The following is a 20,419-nucleotide window of genomic DNA, read 5'->3' on the forward strand; positions in this document are numbered from 1 at the left end:
CGTTATTATGATACAATGACTTTTAATGAACTGAACTATTCAAAGAGGTGTAAAACAACAATGTATAATCAACCTATTTTTCTACAACCCGAATTTAAAGAACGCCTATGGGGCGGAACGAAACTTAAAGAGATTTTCAATTACGAGATCCCCTCGGAAACCACCGGCGAATGCTGGGGGATTTCAGGACATTCTAATGGATCAAACCAGATAAAGAATGGACCACTTCAGGGCAAAACATTAGCTGAAGCCTGGAGTAATCATAGAGAACTTTTCGCAAATGAAGAAGGCGATGAGTTTCCACTACTCGTTAAAATACTGGATTCAAAAAAGGATTTATCTGTTCAAGTTCATCCTGACGACGAGTATGCCAGGAAAATTGAAAATGAAACTTATGGGAAAACGGAATGCTGGTATGTCATCGATTGTGAGGAAGGGGCCGAAATTATCTTTGGCCACAATGCTAACAGCAAAGAAGAGCTAGCCACAATGATTGAGAATGGCCAGTGGGAAGACCTGCTTCATCGTATAGCTGTCAAGCCAGGGGACTTCTACTATGTTCCAAGTGGGACGATTCATGCGATCGGTGAAGGCATTCAAATTTTGGAAACACAGCAAAGTTCTGATATTACCTATCGTGTTTACGATTACGATCGCACAGACAAAGATGGCCAGAAACGCGAGCTGCATTTAGATCGTTCACTTGATGTGACGAATGTGCCGCACGTGAATCCATTTCTTGAACGAGAGCATCAACTAGAAGCTGGCGTCCGTACTGAGATGTTAGTGGAGGAAGCCTATTTCACTGTTCATCACCTAAGTTTAGATGGGAAAAGTAATCCAATAACTTACGAGAACTATCAACTTTTCAGCGTTTTAGATGGTGAAGGCAACATTACCACGGGTGAAGGGATTTTTCCATTCACTAAAGGGGATCACTTCATCATCCCTGCAACCGTTGAATCCTATACGATAGAGGGAAAAGCTTCACTCATTACTTCACATTCAAATAAGTAACGATACAAAAACAAGCCACATTCCTTTTTACCAATTGGAATGTGGCTTGTTTTTTCATTCTGATGCTAAAAGAAGCGCACCCTTAATCCCTGCTTCATCCGTCAATCCAGGAGGGACAATATATCGATCTATGTTTTCTGCAGATAGAAACGGTGAGCTTACATAACCCGCTAAGCTTTCAATTACATTTTTTCGAATCAGGTCAAAAAGGTGTTCCTGCTGCATCACACCGCCACCCATAATAATCTGCTCTGGTGACAAAATATAAATATAATTAACGAGAGCTTGGGCTAAATAATGTGCTTCGATTTCCCATACTTTCTCGTCGTCAGCCAATTCCTGTCCTGCTTTCCCCCAACGCTTCTCAAGTGCGGGTCCAGAAGCCATTCCTTCTAAGCAATCATTATGGTAAGGACAGGCCCCTGCAAACGAATCGTCCTCGTGACGTTTCACGACAATATGCCCCATCTCTGGGTGTGATAACCCGTTCAAAGTCGTCCCATTCACGATTGCTCCTGCTCCAATGCCCGTGCCTACAGTAATATAGAGACAGGAATCCACATCTGTTGCATTTCCCCACTCCGCCTCAGACAAAGCGGCTACATTGACGTCTGTGTCCACCTTCACTGATACATTTAACTGGTCAGCAAGCCTTTTGGCAAGCGGAAAGTCCACCCAGTCGATCTTCGGTGTGTTTTGAATCGTTCCATAACTATCACTCTGTTGATTTACATCAATGGGACCGAAGCTGCCAATCCCGATCCGCTCGATCCCTTTTCCTTTGAAAAACTGATAAACAGCAGGCATCGTTACATCCGGATGCTCTGTCGGTATGACTGTTTTCTCAAAAATATCTCCTTGTTCATTGCCAATCGCACAGACAAACTTCGTACCGCCAGCTTCAATTGCACCTAATTTCATTCCATCATTTCCTCTCTATTAAATATAGACCGCGTCTTCTCTCAAACTCCAAACCTGCACATTCATTGAGGTTGAGTTGCTAGTCTTAAGTTCAAGCCCTCGTTACTCAGGGTCAGCAAACATCCTTGATGTGAACAATTCTTCTCCACCATTAATAAAAATCGGAACGATCGATATACAATTGCAGCTGTTTTAACCCTTGAGGCATGCGACACTCCCTTGGGATCGTCATACTGTGTATCCAGTGGTAATCATGGGTCGGCTGCAGTCGTCTTCCTTTATCATCACACGTCGTTTGCAGGGCATAGAATTCAAATCTTCGTTCCAACTCTACAAAGCGGGTATGCTATATCTACACTTATTTTATGGGAAATGGGAAAGAATGTCTATCTATCAAGGGGTGACTCCTAATCGAACAAAATAACCCCATCAGCAATTCCAATGGGGAAGGCTAAGGAGTTTATTTTGGTACAAGTAATTTAATAAATTCACTACAGGATTTGCTCCTTATTAGATCTTCAACTAATGACACATCATCAATTATTTTACCGAGCATCTCGTACATGGATTGTAAATCTTCGGTGCTATCCTTTTTCACGGATAATAAACAAATGAATTGAACACGCTTCTCTCCCCACTCAATCGGTCTTTTCAGTGTACAAAAGGTTAAAAAGGTCTGCTCGGACAGAGGTGTGATCGGGTGAGGTACGGCAACTAAATTTCCAAATGCAGTAGGCGCCACCGCTTCTCTTTCGTATAAAGCTTTAAGAAAACCATGGTGTACTAAACCTTTATTTCTCAATTCATCATATAGAAAATTCAACACTTGCTCTTGTGTTGAAAAGGGTTGATCCAGAAATACGAGAGATTCCTTAACATAATCAAATAGGCTGATTGAATTTTTAAATACCATGGTTTTAATTCTCTCTAGATCATTTTCCCCTAAAATCGTATTAACCTCTATAACAGGTATAGGAAGGGAATCTGGAATAGGAATCGAACTTACGATAAAATCAATGTTTTCAAGGGAACATTGCTGGAGTTTATAGTACTCTGTCGTAGCAGCAATCTCCAATTTGGAGTCAAATTCAGATTGCAATTTGTACTTTAATAATTGCGCACTCCCAAATCCCGAAGCACAAACTATCAGGCAACGTTTAGGTCCCTTTTTCATCTTTCTTCGTTCGATCGCCGCACCAATATGAAGCGCAAGATATCCTATTTCATTTTCGTCTATCGTGACACCCATCACCTCTTCGAGAACCATGCTCGCAACGATTCCAGTTTCAAAAACTAGAGGATAGTTAGCTTTAATATCATCAATCATAGGATTACGGATATTCATCCCATAGCGATAACGATTGATAGCTGGTTTTAAATGGAGGGCTAAGCCAACAATGAGTTCGCGATCATGACGAATACCTAGATCAAACTTCTCCTCTATTTTATTTAAGATCGCTAAGGTAACCTGTTGAATGTCTTCATCAAGAAAATCCCTGATTTTTTCCTCGTTCATATTCGTCTGTGAAATCATTTTTGTCCCCATTAAATGAATGGCAATATAAGCAACTTCCTCATGTGGAAATGTGAGCTGAAGACAATATTCTACTTTAGCAACGATGCGATCTGCGACATTATATTCCTTTTGATTTCTGATTTCTTCTAAATTTGCCTTATAAATGGAAACATGGTTACCTGATTTTATTCGCTTACAGGCGATCGCAATATGGATATATAAATTTTTTATTGCAATATCAGAAGGCGTGATTTCGTTTTCTTGGATTTCTTCAATCATTATTGTCCATATCACTGATAATTCAGTTTCTGTTAACGAAAAAAGTTGATCAGTTCGTATCTCATTCGAGGCTTCGGCTTTCTTAGCTCGATCAAATACATACTCTGACATGCAAAACCGCAATTTCAGTTCACTTCCTTGCAGCTTTAATCCGTAGTTTGGGCGTTTATCCATATCGATATCATATTTTTTCAGTATTTTTTTTACACGTTTCAAATCGTTTTGAATCGTTGACTTGCTAATATGCATATCTTCCGACAAATCTTCTAACTTAATGTAGCTGTCTTCCAAAAGAAGACGTTTAATCATATATCGTATTCTCTCTTCGGGAGAATTGGGGATAATGGAGTCAGTCACCACTTGTTCTTGGTAGACCTTCTTTAAGTAATGAAGAAATCTCTGATTATCTTGAATATCAAGTTGATAACCTTTCGCTCTGATGGAGTCGATCTTTGCCCCCTCAAGTAATTCATCCAAATGTTTGATGTCATCCCTAGTCGTTCTAGAGGTTACATCGGTCACTTTGGCCAAGTATTGACTCGTTATGGCTGTATCAGCAGCCATGAGTTCGCGTAATATAGTGGTCATTCGGTAGTTTAGCATTTTGAATCCTCTCACTTCTATTTTCCGTAATGTCCTACAAGTGTGCAAAAAGGTTCTGATGAGACCATCAGAACCTTTTCCTGCACCAAGCAAACTTTCATGGTTATTAATCCTTGTTCAGGCTGAGCTCAGTTGAATAAAATTGAGGTAAGTAATCTTGGTGAGCTTCTAACATTTCATCTAACATTTGTTTTGCAATAGAGTCAGAATGAACGAGTGGATTGATCGTCATCGCCAACAAAGCCTGATTATAGTTACCTGTCACAGCTGCCTCTGATGCAACGCGTTCAAACGACTTGATTTGTTGGACAAGCCCTCTTACTGCTACAGGTAGGTCACAAACACTAATAGGCTTCGGTCCGCTTCTAGTAATGACACAGTTCACTTCTACCGCAGAATCATAAGGTAAACTTTTGATTGCTCCGTTATTCCTTGTATTTACAGGCTGTATGTCCCCTTTATCATTATATATCGAACTGATTAAACGACAAGCTGCGTCACTATAATACGCTCCTCCTCGTTCATCTAATTGGGGAGGCTTGGTTGCTAAGTCCGGGTCTTTATACAGTTCAAATAGTTCACCTTCCAGCTCTTTGACCACTTCGGCTCTGGTGCCTGTTTCGTTCATTTCCTGCAGTTCGGCCTCCAGCATTTCACTTGTCTGGTAATAGTAGCGGTGATAGGGACAAGGTAAGATCCCGAGTGCCTGAATAAATTCTGGCTGCCATCCCAAATCCACAATGTTTTTCATTGTTAAACCAGTACCATTGCTAAGTTTATCTAACACCAAATCCGTTATTCGTTCACCATCTAAATAAACATCCGTTCCAAAAACCATATGATTTAAACCAGCGAATTCAATGTAAACACGTTCAGAATCAACTCCGAGCATCTCAGCCACACCCATCTTCATACCAATAGGGACGTTACACAAGCCGACGGTTTTAGTTAGATTACTATATCGTAAAACGGCCTCCGTCACCATTCCCGCAGGATTTGAGAAGTTAATAAGCCATGCATCAGGACACAACCGTTCCATCTCACGACAAATATCCAAGATCACTGGAATGGTTCGCAGTCCTTTAAATAAGCCGCCTGGTCCGTTTGTTTCTTGTCCAATAACGTTATATTTTAAAGGAATACGTTCATCTAAGGCTCTAGCTTCAAGAAGTCCGACACGAATTTGGGTTGTCACAAAATCCGCATTCTCCAAGGCTTCTTTACGATTATAGGATAAATGTATTTCTATCGGGACTTCAGCTTTCTCGACCATCCGCTTGGCCAATGCCCCGACGCTTTCCAATTTTTCTTTTCCTGCTGGAATATCTACCAGCCAAAGTTCCTTGATCGGCAGTTCTTCATATCTATTAATAAACCCTTCGACAAGTTCAGGTGTATAGCTTGATCCTCCCCCGATCGTGACTACTTTAATCTCTTCCATCAGTTCACCCCTTATAACCTATTGCCAGAAAATTATATCCGTTCTATAGTTAAAAACCATTCTTGTCAGCAACTTGTTTAATAAAATAGGCGCTTTTCTTTGGTTTGCGTTCTTTGGTTTCAATATCTACTGAGAAGAATCCATATCGATTTTTGTAAGCATTCATCCATGACCAATTGTCCATAAAGGACCATAAATGATAGCCTTTTGCGTTACAACCTTCTTCAATCGCTTGATGAAGCCATTGGAGGTGACCCTTAATAAACTCAATGCGGTAGTCATCCTCAATAATGCCATCTTGGATAAAACGTCCTTCATCTTGAACGCCCATTCCATTTTCTGAAACAAACGATTCTATGTTCCCATAATTCTCCTTAAGATTCATCATAATATCGTATATCCCTTTTTCATAGATTTCCCAGCCACGGTATTTGTTCATTTTTCTACCTGGCATTTCATAGTTGTCAAAAAACCAATCTGGCATAAATGGGCTATAAGGGTTAGGCAAATGATCTTTTGCTTTGACTCGACGAGGCTGATAATAGTTTACTCCCAGCAAATCAACTGTATTTGCTTCCATTAAGACTGCATCACCTTCCTCTGTTTGGGGAAGGTGTCCATGTTCTTCTAAGAGCTTAATTAACTCTTGCGGATACTTCCCTAACACTGCCGGATCTAAAAAGCTTCTGTTAAAAAATAAGTCAGCAATCTGGGATGCTTTTAGGTCAGCAGGATTTTGGCTTCTCGGATAAGAAGGGGTTAGATTCAATATGACACCGATTTGACTTTCATCAAATTGATGGAACCTGAATGCCTTGATAGATTTGGCGTTAGCAATCATAGTATTATAGCCGACCTGAATGGCACGCTTCGCATCAACAACGTTGGGATAATGAAAATCATAAAGGTATCCGCCTTCGACCGGCACGATTGGCTCGTTAAAGGTGAACCATTTCTTCACTCGATCTCCAAAAAGTTCAAAGCATGTGTTCGCATACTCTACAAATAAGTCTACAACCTCTCTGTTCTCCCAACCGCCAATTTCCTGCATTTCAAGCGGCATATCAAAATGGAAAAGATTAACGAACGGCTCAATATCGTGAGCCATTAATTCATCAATGACACGGTTATAAAATTGCACTGCTTCTTGATTGATTTCCCCCTTGCCCCCTGGAATTAATCTCGACCAGGATATAGAGAAGCGAAACGTATTATGCCCTATTTCTTTCATTCTTTTAATATCTTCTTGATAAGTGTAATAGAAATTAGAAGTTGTTTCCGGTCCTACGCCTTCAAAGAAGCGGTTAGGCTCTTTAGCATACCAATAATCCCATATATTCTGTCCTTTCCCCCCCTGTGATGCTGCTCCTTCGATTTGCGTGGCTGACGTGGCACTCCCCCACCAAAAACCTTCAGGAAATGTGTAATCGACTGACATAATTGCTTCCTCCCCTTACTTATTTCTATAAATTTCGATAATTTCTTGAGCTAAGTCCCGGACAGTCATCGAGGTCATTAAGTGGTCCTGGGAATGAATCAACAATACATTCACAGGATTCTCTTCCCCGCTTGCTTCTTTTTGTAATAATTCTGTTTGATATTTATGTGATTTGACTAGTTCTTCTCCAGCTTCTTCGATTAAACGATCTGATTCCTCAAAGTTGCCCTTTTTCGCTTCCTGAATCGCTTCCATTGCGTTTGATTTGCCGTTGCCAGCATATAATATGATTTGAAAGGCTATTTCCGTAATATTGTTTTCAGTTTTGTTTTCCATTTGTTCACCCCTGAGGTTCATAATAAATTAGGCACTTTTATCGTTTGATTCTCCATTATCATTTTTTTCAGATTCATAATATTGATTATCCATGATTTTTAAGAACGGCCACCAAATGAGGAACACGACTCCGATATTAAAGGCCTGAAGAACCCCTCCCTGCCACGAATTGGTAGCAATCGCTCCATTTAAGATGGTTGGTGTTGTCCATGGTACGATTACCCCTGTCGGTGGCGGAACTAATCCGGATGCCATTACAAGGTACGTAATGATAGCTACAACTACCGGGGCCACTAACCATGGAATAAGGACAAGAGGATTCATAATGATCGGCAGACCAAAGATAATCGGCTCATTCACATTGAAAATACCAGCCGGGGCCCCTAACTTTCCAATATCCTTCATTTGTCTGCTTCGTCCTATTAAAAAGATTCCAAGTATAACAGCCAAGGTCATTCCCGAGCCACCCATTCCCACAATGAATGACTCAATAAATTGCTTGTTCACAATATGAGGAACGGCTTCTCCCGCTTTAAATGCCGCCAAATTTTCCGTAGCAAGTGAATACCAAATCGGGTCCATGACGGAGTTGACGATGATCTGTCCGTGCAGACCAAAAAACCAAAATATTTGAATGAGTAAGACAGCTACAATGGTAGCCGGTAGTCCACTCCCAAGTGAAGTTAGTGGTGCTTGAACGACTGTATAGATAAAGTTTTGCACGTCCCCAAATGTTGTATAACTAAAAATAATTCGTATAATTAAAAAGATCGTTAATGTAAAGGTGATAGGAATAAGTGCACTAAAAGAACGTGACACAGCTTCTGGGACGCCTTGAGGCATTTTAATCGTCCAGTTCTTTTCCGTGAAGAATCGGTATAACTCTGCGGAAGCAAAGGCTGTAAAAATCCCCAAAAACATCCCCTTAGCACCTAAGTTTTCGGCAGCGATTACTCCCGTCACATCTCCTACTATCTGGGGAGTTAGAATAAGGAATGCCGCAAGAGCCGTTACCCCTCCATAGACCGCCTCCCCCTTGTAATATTCCGTTAATTTGTATCCGATACCTACAATGACAAAAGTAGCCATAATAGAGAGTGTTCCAGCAGAAGCAGCGCCTAGCGCTGATTGATATTCAGCATACGCTTCCGCTCCAATCAACTTATCAAGGAATGGTAAATTTGCAATAACAACAAAGATCGAACCAAAAATAATTAATGGCAATGCAATCATAAAGCCGTCTCGCAAAGAGGTTAAATAACGATTATTATTCAACTTATCTGCAATAGGCATTAAAATATTCTCCAATACATCCATGAATCTGCTCACTGTTCATCTCCCCCTTATAAAGTTATCTCTCCATTAATTCAAGAGCTTTCTCCAAGACGGCTTTTCCGTCCACCCTCCCGTAAGACATTGGATCAATGACATCGACTGGTATACCAACTTCCTGCGCGGTTTTCTCGAATTTCTTTTTCATAAACTTCATTTGCGGACCAATCAATAACACATCCGCTTCCTCCATATCTTTTGGAGCTTTATCCTGGGCCACTGCCCATATCTCACAATCCACTCCTTTTTCGTTAGCGGCTTCTTTCATTTTAGTAACTAAAAGACTAGTAGACATTCCAGCAGAACAAGCTAATAATATTCGATTCATAATAAGTTTCCCCCTTAATAGATATTTTTTGAACTAATTTCAGTCTATTTTATAAGCGCTTACATTTACACCTATATTTTTTCCGTTAAGAAGCGGAAATTGTTGACCATGTAGTAGTCATGCGGGGCTCCGAATCATTTTCTATAACTCCATCTTAATAACGAACCTTATCAGTAACGTATCCCCATTAAAATGGCCTCCGTAAGCAATCAAAGTTCTTTATTTAAAGGCCAAATAAAGTCTATAGAAAATCAATTACTTCAGTTTTTTAAGAAGGAATATGCAGGTTGACTGTAAACAACCTAAAAAGCCACGGATGGTCACCATCCGTGGCTTTTCGTACTAGTTTAATTTAATTATTCATTATGAAGCGGGTAACTCACAAGGTTAGTGAAAATACGATATCCACCTGGTACTTGATTTTGAATTTGGCGGTACCAGACGAGATTCGTGTATAAGTAACTTCCTTCTCCATAGTCCGCCATCAATATACCACCATTAAACGGTTCTCCGTTTGGATCAGCCATACTGACAAATGTTTCAAACTTTTCGTCCCATTCCATTGGATAGTACAATCCACGTTCCTGGATCCAATTGGACCAATCATCTTCCTTAATAGTGTTTGGAAAATTAAAAAGTGGGTGATCCGGTTTTTGTACATCGACTGCGGCGGTTTCGTCGGTTACCCGCCACTCGATGGAGGGCTGACCGATAACAAGTTTATATGGTGCGGTTTGCTCTGGGTTCCAGTTGTCCCATGGTTTGTTATATTGAACAACCAGATGACCTCCGTCTTCGGCGTATTGAAGAAGTCTTTCATTATTGTTTCTTAAATCTTCGCGGGAAAGGTAGGCCCTGACGCCTGTTACGATTGTATCGTATTTGGATAAGTCACCTGTTTGTAAATCTTCGGATCCTAGTTTTGTCACATTCATACCAATTCCTTGTAATCGTTCTGCTACTTTATCAAAGCCGCTGTCGATATAGCCGACTTTTAAGTTATCCGGCAGGTTCAGATCAAAGGCTACTCCTTTTACCTTAGCTTGTTGTAGGTAATAAGAAGTCGAGATATGGTCATACTGAATTTTTTGAACGTAAGTGCTTAACGATTTTCCGTTAGTCTTTACTATTGGTTCTAAAGAAAACTCACCTTTGTTTACTTCAGTTCCCGGGGATACTGTGAAGGAAACCGTTTTTATTTCGTTTTCTTCACTAAAATTAACAGACTTTGACTCAGGTTTTACAGTCCATCCTTCAGGAACATTTAGTTCAACAGATGCATTAAGAGAACCCGAAGTATTATTTTGGACTTCTGCTTTGACGTTGACTTTTTCCGGAATGTCTAGTGTATTCACCACTAGCTTCGTTGGGTCCGTCTGCACTGATACGTCCGGTAAAACAGCCACTGTCCTTTCAGTTTGATAACGCTGTTCAACTTTTGTAGGTCCTACCGAATAGGAGAGTTTCGAATTCATCTTCGGTTCATCATAAGGCTCGAAGTATTCCGCATTTTCAGGGACCTGGACAAGATATTCAATTGTTTTCTTTTCACCTGCTTTCAGACGAAATGGCTTAGGAGTATGATTAACGGTCCATCCTTTAGGAAGACTTAGTGCTCCCTGAACATCTTTCAAGGGGTGTTTACCATTATTTTCGACAACGATTGTCACTGTTGTTTGACCATCCTGAACGAGAGTAACGTCTTCAACAACTGTTTCTACTGCTAAACTGGAAGCAACTTTACTGACCTCAAGTAGCTGTTTCTCTTTAACGTCAAGACGGAACAAGATGTCCTCTTTTATGTTTGTTTCTAAATTAGCTTCTTGGATTTCTGATTGTAGCTTTCTAGCTTCTTTAAGGGCGATGTGAGCCTTTTTCAGAGCCTGGGAACGATTTGGATATTGATCGATTACCTTATCAAGCGTTTTTTGAAAATGCTTGAGTTTTGAACCAATAGCTGGATTGTTATCCGTTAAACGAGCTGCTATTTCAGTAAAGTCGTAAGCCAGACCATCAAACATGTTTTCTTCTTTTGGGATCTCCGTAACCGATTTTGCAAGTCTCAAGTTGATGGTTTCTGGTTCTGCCGGAATGTCGTCACCCATTCCTTGACTTTTGTGGAGAAAGCGTGACTTTTCACCTAATTGCGGATAGGTCATGCCATAAATCGGATCATACGTACCGATTTCCAATAAAGTCGTCGCATGGTCTGACTCAGCAGGAAGGTATAACTTCTTTACTTGCCAGGTAGACAAACCTTCTTCAAGTTGTTTTGGAAAGACGTTTGGGTCGGCTGCATCTTCAAATGCTCTTACTGTAAGTTGATTGATGGCCCGATGGTGTCCGTGCTGTGTATCGATATCCAGGAAAGAAGGGAAAAGGATATCAGGCTTATATGTTCGGATTTTACGGATAAATCGTTCATAAGTAAGTTCTTCTCCCCATTTTTCCAATGTCTCTTCAGGGCTTTTTGAGAAACCAAAGTCATAAATCGGATCGTTCGTCGTTTCACTTAAATGAAACACCTCTACACCTGTAACCTCGGATGCTTCAATGAGTTCATTTGAACGGATAATCCCCAGTGCATTACCAAGTTCCTTCCCGATTTCATTTTGTCCGCCCTCACCACGATTGGCTATGAGGCTTGCCGTTCTTATCCCAAGTCCCCTCGACAAGTAGGCAAGAAGGTGACTACGTTCGTCGTCAGGGTGAGCTCCAGTATTTAAGAAACTTAATGTGGTGTCTAGCGGCTTAAGTGTGTTCCATAAGTCAACATCAGGTTTTGTTTTTTCTTCCCCATGTGATGTTTTAGGCGTCACCATTGGAACGATTAAAATCAAAATCAGGAATAATGATAAAAGCTTTCCCATTGAATTTCCCCTTTCAAAGTTTGGTAAAGAGATGGAACGAATTAGAAGAGATGAACCACCTACCATAAGATATAATACTTGGCACAAACACCGAATCATTTCCTTGCTCTAATCATAGCTTTTACCACATTTGGATTTGGTCCCCCTGTAATCTTTCGTCTTTCCACAAAACAAACGGGATCAATAATACATTGCCAATCCTTTTCGGTTATCGCAACGCCTTCTATCCAATCATTTATTTCGCTCAAAGAAATTTCGTATAGTTCCTTTTCCATTTGAATAGCTTTTTTCGCGATTACACTTGCTTTGTGGTGAGCTTTTCTAAATGAAACACCATAATCGCGTGCGAGTACGTCGGCAAGCTCAGTGATCGTAATCATATTTTCCCTTGCTTGTTGATGGGCCTTCTCCTTATTAAAATCCATCGTCAGTACTACAGCACGCATTAAACGTAATACACGAATCGCTTTCTTATATCCTCCATAGATGTGCGGCTGTAAATCATCTTCGGTATCATTGATATCTCCATATGGTGTATTGTGAATCATGTGAACGACTGCCATTCCTTCCGCCGCTGCACTGCTTGCTATGGCGCGTGAATGTTCAATTGAAACGGGATTTCTTTTTTGCGGCATGATACTGCTGACTTGCACATAGGCATCAGACACTTTTAACAAACCGACTTCTTTTGATGCCATTCGCAAAAATTCTTGCGTCCATCTCCCTATATTGGTCATCAAGCTCACTAAGCCTTGAGCAGCCTCAATCAAATAATCACCTGTGGCAATCGCATCATATGAGTTTTCGATTAGTCCATTAAACCCGAGCAGCTCTGCCATTCGTTCACGATTTATGGAAAAGCCGGTGGTTGTAATAGCCACCGCTCCCATGGGTGATTGGTTCACTGTTCGATAGGCTTGTTTCAGCCTCGTCACATCTCTTTGCAAATTATCATAAATGGCTACTAAGTAATGACCAAACGTTGTAGGTTGGGCAGGCTGTGTATGGGTATGGGCGGCCATAACCGTCTCCACATGCTGTTCAGCCTGATCTAGAATAGCCTCGCTAAGTTGCTCTGCATCGCTTATCGCCCTTTTGATGTAATCCCTGATGACAATTCGATACATCGCCTCGCCCATATCATTTCTGCTTTTAGCTATGTGCATCTTTCCTGCAAGATCGTCACCAATTCGTTCACCAATTTTGGACTCCACTAGAAAAAATAAATCTTCGCACGCCGCTGAGTATTCTAGTTGACTTTGATCAAGCCCTTTTACTACCTCCATGCCTTTTAAAATTTGTTCATTTTCCGCTTGGGTAAGCATCCCTTGTTCCGTAAGCATGATCGTATGCGCTTTATGAATCATGAACATCGCATCAATTAGATGTTCTTTTTGATCGTAAAATACGGGCTTTAGTAACGATTCCACGTATGTTTTACCTGGAAATGCAATACCGTCACTTAATTCAAATTGCTGCTTTGCATTACTCATCAAAAAGCACCCCAATATATCAATAAAATTTATAATGTGTTTTCTGATTTGACGCCAAAAAACCGATAAGCCACGTACATGACGATCGCTATTAAACCAACTTGAATCATTCCGAAAGCTGCCGCCTGACCGATATTAAATTGTCTCAATTGGTTCATGATTTCGATGGAAATAGGACGGTTGCCTATGGTGTAAAGCAAGACAGATGTCGGAAATTCTCCTACAGCCTGAACAAAAGCTAGTAACGTACCACTCAACACCCCCGGCATGATGATTGGTATGACAATACGTCTAAAGGTGTAGATCCACTTTGCTCCTAAGTTTTGTGCAGCTTCTTCGATCGAGTCATCCATTTGCTCAAGTACGGCCGATGTCGACCTTACGACAAGTGGAATAAATCGGATAAAATAGGCAAGCGGCAAAATCCAGAAGGTTCCGACAAGAACTTTTCCAAACGAAAACGGTGACGACTGATTAAAGGCTAAAATTAAATTCATCCCGACAACTGTAGCTGGTAATGCCCAAGGAATCATTACCAAAATATCTAGCAAGTTTTTTCCAATAAAACTGCGCTTCACAAGGGCATAAGATGTAATAATGCCAAATACAAACACACCTGCACAGGCAAGAACGGACATAATTAAACTGTTTTTCACAGGATCCCATATATTAGGGTCTTCAAACAACAATCTGAAGTTCTCTAAGCTAAAGGTTTGTGGATAGGTTTGCCACGTCCACCCTCCTTCAGGTACAAGAGATAAAACCAATAGGGTCATATGCGGCAATAGCAAGATGATCATCGCGATGACGCCAAGTGTTACCATAAACCACTTTAATAATGGATGACTCACTTCGCTGCGATGAGCCCCAATCCCCTTGCTTGCCATTCGATAATCTTTTCGACCTTGATACCAGCGCATAAATAAGAGAAAGGAGATCGAGACGGCAGACAAAATTACAGACTGGGTTGCAGCCATTTCTAAGTCACCATTCACTTTGGAAAAGTAAATTTGTAAACTTAAGACCCGATAACCACCAGCTAGTAGAAAGGGGGCACTAAAAGAAGCCATCGAAACCATAAAAACTAATAAAGAAGCTGCAACTAATCCAGGTGTTAACAAAGGAAAGGTCACTTTTCTAAATACTGTAAATTTACTGGAACCTAGATTATAAGCCGCTTCTTCTAAAGATGGATCAATGTTATTTAAAGCGGATGACGTGGTCATATAAAAATAGGGATACATCGTGTACGCATGGACTAACAGAATACCCGAAACCCCACCGATACTAAAGGGGATTTCCGACAGATTAAAGACATCTTTTATGAAATTTGGAACTAATCCTGCTTCGCCATATAGGAACATGAAAGCCATAACACCGACTAATGAAGGGAGGACAATAGGCATGATGGCAATATTTGAGAAAAACTGACGTCCAGGAAAATCGTAGCGATTGAAAATATAGGCTAAAGGAATTCCGATTAAGGCACTAAAGAAAACGGACAACAGAGAAATATATACGGAGTTCCACAATGCCTCTAAATTGGCAGCCGCTTTTTCCCCGAAAAAGTCCGTATAATTTTGGACGGAAAAGCCTTCATTTTTTCTAAAGCTTTCAAGTATCGTCTCAATCGACGGGTAGAGTACATATCCAATCAATACTAATAGTACTGGAATCAATAAGAAAAGTGTTTTTCTCTTTTCTGCATTTAGCATCCCCTTGTCACTCCCTTGCCTTTGGGATTACTCGTATTTGATCTTCTGGCATATGAACACTGACCTCTGTTCCTTCTTTAAAATACGTACTAGGACCTCGATTTAAATCCGTCGCCTTAATCGTAAAATTATCGTTCAGTTTTATAAACGTATGAACAGATGCACCGGTAAATTGCACAAGCGAAACTTCACCTGTGAATACATTATTCTTACCTGTGGTCTGATTTCCATCAATATGAATAGCTTCTGGCCTGATCGACATCACAAGTTCATCACTTCCATCGTAAGCAGCTATGTTTAATTCCGAATGGTTAACATGGATCGAACTTTCTAATAGGTTTGAGTGAAAAACCAGATCATCACCCAATGCTTTTTCTTCAAATATAATCGGTGATAAATTCGTTTCTCCAATAAATTCAGCCACAAAGTCATTAACCGGCTTATTATAAATGTCGGTTGGGGTGCCTATCTGCTGGCACTCTCCATAGTTAAACACGGCAATTCGATCACTCATGGTCAGTGCTTCCACTTGATCATGCGTCACATAGATGGTGGTAATGCCGTACTCACGTTGCAACCTTAGTATTTCCGTACGCATTTCATCTCGCAATCTAGCATCTAAGTTACTCAAAGGTTCATCTAATAGTAAAATATCGGGTTCAATTACAAGAGCTCTTGCTAAGGCTACTCGTTGCTGCTGTCCCCCGCTCAGTTGACTTACTTGGCGAGTAATATATTGATCGAGACGAACTTTATTCAGCACATCTTCTACCCTTTTTTTCGTATTGGCTTTATTAATTTTTCTTACATTTAAGCCAAAGGCAACATTTTCAAATACGGTCATATGAGGAAATAAGGCATAGTTTTGAAAAACCATGCCCGTATTTCTTTTTTCAGGTGGAACAGTCGTCATATCTCTTTCATTAAACTTGACCTTTCCGCTCGAAGGGTAATAGAAGCCGGCAATCATTCGAAGAGTTGTTGTTTTCCCGCATCCACTTGGACCTAAAAAGGTAAAGAACTCGCCTTCTTCGATAACTAGATCCAACCCTTTAACTGCCGTCACGTTACCGAAACGTTTTGTAATGGTAGATAAATTCACTGTTGACATATAACAACAACTCCCCTCATTTAGAGCATTCTATTCTCCGCTCTTATCTTTCTCTGTGTTCTTGATTTTGTTATCCCAATGTTCCATCCAATTTTGAGACTTCTCTTGGAATAGAGTCCAATCAATCTCCATCGGCTTAATGTCGGTCTCTGTTATCCAAGCAGGCAGGTCTTCGATATCTTCACGTGTAGGAATACGGTAATATGTTTCGGCTAGTAATTTGGCAGCTTCTTTCGTATTCACAAACTCATAAAAAGCTTTTGCAGCCTTTGGATGTGGAGCATCTTTAATGAGGGCGATCCCCTCTGTTAAAACTGGTGTTCCACTTTCAGGAATAACATAGTCAAAAGGATAGCCTTTTTCCTTAGCTAACATGACTGTGTCTGGCATATTCCATACGGATAAGGAGCCGACACCCTTGGCAACCTGGTTATACATAATTTCTGGATTTGCAGAGTACTCTTTCGTGTTTTCATCGAGCTTTTGTAGCCATTCGTAGCCTTCTTCAGGACTTTGGGTATCTTGATACGTACGATAAATCATGGATGAGAAGATGGTACGCATCGTTCCTGACGCTAATGGATAGCGAATAATGATTTCATCCTTCCATTTAGGGTCAAGGAGATCATCCCAATCCTTAGGTGCCTCTTCTTCGGAAATTTCTTTTGTATTGTATAAAATGACCTCTGGAGTAATGGACGTTCCTGACCACATCCAATCTTCGTCATGGTACATATCAGGGAGAGTATCTGCATAGGAAGGTTTATATTCGGCCAATAACTCTTCTTCCTTGGCTTTATCAAAGTTTACCTGAGGAGCTCCCCACCATACATCAGCTTGCGTGTTATTTTTCTCAGAGCGAACACGGTCTAATATTTCCTGGGAACCCATGTCTAAAAATTGCATATCCACATCATATTCTGCTTCAAACTGCTTCTCAAATTCGCTTAATATATCCTTCCCGTGTGGAGAATACACCACGACTTTTTCTTCCAGATCATTAGCCGACTCTGAATTCTTATCAGTATCTGGTTCATCACTTGCTTCATCACTCGATCCACCCGCCATACATCCTGCAAGGACAAAGACTAATGCAGCTAATAATAATGATGAAATCACATATGATTTTCTTAGATTCTTCATGACAAAATACCCCCAATTAAATGTCAATTAATGTATCAAACTCTTTCAGGAATAACGCCACCGCCCCGACAACTCCCGATTCTTTCCCAAATGTTGTTTGTACAACCTCACACGTTTCTGGAGTGTACCGCTCTATGACGTTCATCATCTGCTTACGGATGACAGAATAAGACCCGCTGACACCACCCCCTAAAATCACGAGCTCAGGATCGAAAAGCGACACATAATTCGCAATACCAAGCGCCAAATTCTCGATAGCAAAATCAATCACCTCTTGGGCGTCCTTATTCTGTTGTTGATAAAGTTCAAAAGCTTCTTTTGCGGAAACTGCTTTTCCTAGGCGCTCAGACAATTGATTTCCAATCGAAGAACCACTAGCGATACTTTCTAAAAAACCATACCCCTCATATACTGGGTGGTAGTTCTTTGCATGGACTCGATCAGTGACCAAATAACCAATTTCCCCAGCACTATAAGTACTCCCTCGGTATAGGCTTCCATTGATCATTAACCCACTGCCAATCCCTGTACCAATTGCAATATATATCAGATTATTTTTGTTCCTTCCAACCCCTTTCCAATGTTCACCCAAGACATTTATATTCACGTCATTATCTATATATATTGGCAGGTCAAAAATCTCCTGGAGCCTTTTACGAATAGGAAAACGGTTCCATTTTAAAGCAGGAGCTTCTTTAACCATTCCTTCTTCTATATTTGTGATGCCAGGTATCCCTACACCAACACCTAGAATTTTTGTATCATCAATCTTCAACTCTTCTTTCATCATTTCTACCTGGTCTTTTATTACCTCGAACAAGTCGCGTTCCAAGTGATCCTGGGTAGGAAAATCCCTATAGACGCATACCTCGCCGTATAAATCCGTTATCCCTATTGCTACCTTTGTACCACCAATGTCCATCCCGATAATAAATGCTTTTTTCGGGTTAAATGCTAGATTTACGGGCTTTCTCCCTCCATTTGTTGACGCTTCACCGTTACCGGTCTCATAGATCCATTCATCTTCTAAAAGCACGTCAACAAGTGTGGATACTGTAGGTTTACTTAATGAAAGTTTCTTAGCAATATTGGCCCGAGAGACAGATTCCTCTTCCATAATGCACTTTAAGATCATCTTTTGATTCATATTCTTAATGTAACCCGCATTTCCTTTCCGCATTGAACATGCCCCTTAGCCTTTCGTATTTAAAGGTTTTATTTTTAAGAGATATCAGTTAGTAAAGTTTACTTACTAACTCGTTTGATTCATTGATATGCCAGTAAGTATGGACTTAGAACTTTGGAAATCCGTATTAAAAAACTCTGAATGGCTAAAAGCCTTTCAGAGTTCACATAGTGCATCATGAATATAATTCCTTACAAACATAGGGAGTGAATCTTTAATGACGGGGTTCATACTCGGATTTATGTATTTCTTTAGTGGTAAGACAAAAAAGCTTACCCATCTATTAATTCGGGTAAGCTTTATTTTGAGCTCATATTGCTTTGTTAATAACAACAATCACTTTATATTCTTCAATCACGAATGAGCTTAAACGTCCCTATCCCTTTCGCGAGCATCTTCTCTTCGTGATCATATAATTCACCCTCTGCCGTTACGGTCCGATACCCCTGTTGCAAAATCCTTCCCCTTGCAAAAACCTCCCCACCTGAGGAAGGGGCAAGATAGTTCACATTAAGATTTATCGTTGTGCACCGGGTTTTCGTGGTCGATCGGATGGCCATACCTAAGATCAAATCAAGCATTGTGGCATGAACACCACCGTGCAGCGTTCCATTTACATTTAATAACTGCTCTTTAATAGGAAGCTTAAGAAAAACGTTTCCTTCTTCAAAATTGAGGATCTCAAAGCCTATATGCGAGAAAAATGGACTAGATTCAAAGCTTTCACGCACCTCATCAATTACCTTCGTCATCCTAACACCCTCCACTACTTCCCTTGAAAGACTGCTTTACGTTTCTCAATAAAAGCTTGTGTTCCTTCATTTTTATCTTCTGAGTTAAATAAAATCGCCTGGGAAAGCTTTTCAAGCATTAAGCCTGTTTTCATATCTGTTTCTGTCCCCATATGAACAGACAGTTTCGCAAGTTTCACAGCTAATGGCCCTTTATCGAGAATCTTTGAGGCTACCTCCTCTACCTTCGCAGTTAAATCCTCTAGTGCTACTGTTTCGGATACCAATCCAAACTGTACCGCTTCTTGGGCACCCATCATTTTTCCTGTCAAAATCATCTCAAGGGCTTTTCCTTTTCCGACTAATCTCGCTAACCTTTGTGTACCGCCAGCACCTGGAATTATCGATAAGTTAAGCTCAGGTAGTCCTAGTTTTGCATTTGTAGAGGCAATACGGATATCACAAGCCATCGCCAATTCACAGCCGCCACCAAGGGCATACCCATTAATCCTTGCAATTGTAGGTTTTTCATAGCTTTCAATCATGTCATAAACATATTGCATTCCTTGAGGGTTTAAAGCATCCATCGCAGATTTTTCTGTTAGTTGTTTAATATCGGCACCTGCAGCAAAGGATTTTTCCCCCTGCCCGGTAAAAACAACCGCTCCTACTTCCTCTTGCTGGGATAACCTTTCCAAAGCCTCGACCATCTCATCTAACGTTTCCTTATTTAATGCATTACGTGCTTCCGGTCGATTAATCGTAATGTAGGCAAGCTGATCCTTCGTTGTTAATTCGATGTTTTCAAATGGCATGTTGTCATCCCTTTCTTTTTGATTGATGATGTTAACCTCGGTGACGAGTATATGAATCCGGTCACACATAAGGAACTTAGTCATGTCTGATAGAAGAAAGCACCTTGAACGTTCCGATCGCTTTTGCGACAATGCTCTCATTCC

General features: G+C 40.6%; 16 protein-coding genes. 1 reads left to right on the top strand and 15 read right to left on the bottom strand.

The window, feature by feature from the left end; translation table 11 throughout:
- Nucleotides 1–60 precede the first annotated feature (60 nt).
- Nucleotides 61–1,017, top strand: coding sequence for a mannose-6-phosphate isomerase, class I (gene manA, locus MUO14_RS06425; protein ID WP_244754424.1), 957 nt, complete (start codon nt 61–63; stop codon nt 1,015–1,017).
- Between the two features lie 54 nt (nt 1,018–1,071).
- Here manA and MUO14_RS06430 read toward each other — a convergent pair whose 3' ends face one another.
- From MUO14_RS06430 to MUO14_RS06500, 15 genes are all read right to left on the bottom strand, one after another.
- Nucleotides 1,072–1,938 (bottom strand): ROK family protein, encoded by an 867-nt coding sequence (locus MUO14_RS06430; protein ID WP_244754425.1) that lies wholly within the window; start codon nt 1,936–1,938, stop codon nt 1,072–1,074.
- A gap of 460 nt (nt 1,939–2,398) precedes the next feature.
- Entirely contained in the window at nt 2,399–4,336 is a 1,938-nt protein-coding gene (locus MUO14_RS06435; protein ID WP_244754427.1) for a BglG family transcription antiterminator, read from the bottom strand.
- 106 nt (nt 4,337–4,442) lie between these two features.
- Nucleotides 4,443–5,777 (bottom strand): 6-phospho-beta-glucosidase, encoded by a 1,335-nt coding sequence (locus MUO14_RS06440; RefSeq protein ID WP_244754428.1) that lies wholly within the window; start codon nt 5,775–5,777, stop codon nt 4,443–4,445.
- A gap of 49 nt (nt 5,778–5,826) precedes the next feature.
- On the bottom strand, nt 5,827–7,215 hold the full coding sequence (locus MUO14_RS06445) for a glycoside hydrolase family 1 protein (RefSeq protein WP_244754429.1): 1,389 nt from the start codon (nt 7,213–7,215) through the stop codon (nt 5,827–5,829).
- Between the two features lie 15 nt (nt 7,216–7,230).
- A complete protein-coding gene (locus MUO14_RS06450) occupies nt 7,231–7,551 on the bottom strand; it encodes a PTS sugar transporter subunit IIA (RefSeq protein WP_244754430.1) in 321 nt (106 codons plus the stop codon).
- A gap of 27 nt (nt 7,552–7,578) precedes the next feature.
- On the bottom strand, nt 7,579–8,880 hold the full coding sequence (gene celB / locus MUO14_RS06455) for a PTS cellobiose transporter subunit IIC (protein WP_244754431.1): 1,302 nt from the start codon (nt 8,878–8,880) through the stop codon (nt 7,579–7,581).
- A 22-nt stretch (nt 8,881–8,902) separates the two neighbouring features.
- Nucleotides 8,903–9,211: a PTS sugar transporter subunit IIB gene (locus tag MUO14_RS06460; RefSeq protein WP_244754432.1), complete on the bottom strand. Its 309-nt coding sequence runs from the start codon at nt 9,209–9,211 to the stop codon at nt 8,903–8,905.
- 356 nt (nt 9,212–9,567) lie between these two features.
- Nucleotides 9,568–12,081 carry an NEW3 domain-containing protein gene (locus MUO14_RS06465; protein ID WP_244754433.1) on the bottom strand — a complete coding sequence of 838 codons (2,514 nt, stop codon included), beginning with the start codon at nt 12,079–12,081 and terminating at the stop codon, nt 9,568–9,570.
- 95 nt (nt 12,082–12,176) lie between these two features.
- Nucleotides 12,177–13,574, bottom strand: a complete 1,398-nt coding sequence (gene argH, locus MUO14_RS06470; RefSeq protein ID WP_244754434.1) for an argininosuccinate lyase — start codon at nt 13,572–13,574, stop codon at nt 12,177–12,179.
- Between the two features lie 29 nt (nt 13,575–13,603).
- Nucleotides 13,604–15,289 (bottom strand): ABC transporter permease, encoded by a 1,686-nt coding sequence (locus MUO14_RS06475; RefSeq protein WP_244754435.1) that lies wholly within the window; start codon nt 15,287–15,289, stop codon nt 13,604–13,606.
- A 7-nt stretch (nt 15,290–15,296) separates the two neighbouring features.
- Nucleotides 15,297–16,400: an ABC transporter ATP-binding protein gene (locus tag MUO14_RS06480; RefSeq protein ID WP_244754436.1), complete on the bottom strand. Its 1,104-nt coding sequence runs from the start codon at nt 16,398–16,400 to the stop codon at nt 15,297–15,299.
- 30 nt (nt 16,401–16,430) lie between these two features.
- Complete coding sequence (locus MUO14_RS06485) at nt 16,431–17,543, bottom strand: extracellular solute-binding protein (protein ID WP_244754437.1); 1,113 nt, start codon at nt 17,541–17,543, stop codon at nt 16,431–16,433.
- Nucleotides 17,544–17,559: 16 nt separating this feature from the next.
- Nucleotides 17,560–18,723: an ROK family transcriptional regulator gene (locus MUO14_RS06490; RefSeq protein WP_244754438.1), complete on the bottom strand. Its 1,164-nt coding sequence runs from the start codon at nt 18,721–18,723 to the stop codon at nt 17,560–17,562.
- A 356-nt stretch (nt 18,724–19,079) separates the two neighbouring features.
- Nucleotides 19,080–19,481, bottom strand: coding sequence for a PaaI family thioesterase (locus tag MUO14_RS06495; protein WP_244754439.1), 402 nt, complete (start codon nt 19,479–19,481; stop codon nt 19,080–19,082).
- A gap of 14 nt (nt 19,482–19,495) precedes the next feature.
- Nucleotides 19,496–20,275, bottom strand: a complete 780-nt coding sequence (locus MUO14_RS06500) for an enoyl-CoA hydratase/isomerase family protein (RefSeq protein ID WP_244754440.1) — start codon at nt 20,273–20,275, stop codon at nt 19,496–19,498.
- Nucleotides 20,276–20,419: the final 144 nt, after the last annotated feature.

It is taken from the genome of Halobacillus shinanisalinarum, from assembly GCF_022919835.1.
Lineage (GTDB): Bacteria > Bacillota > Bacilli > Bacillales > Halobacillaceae > Halobacillus_A > Halobacillus_A shinanisalinarum.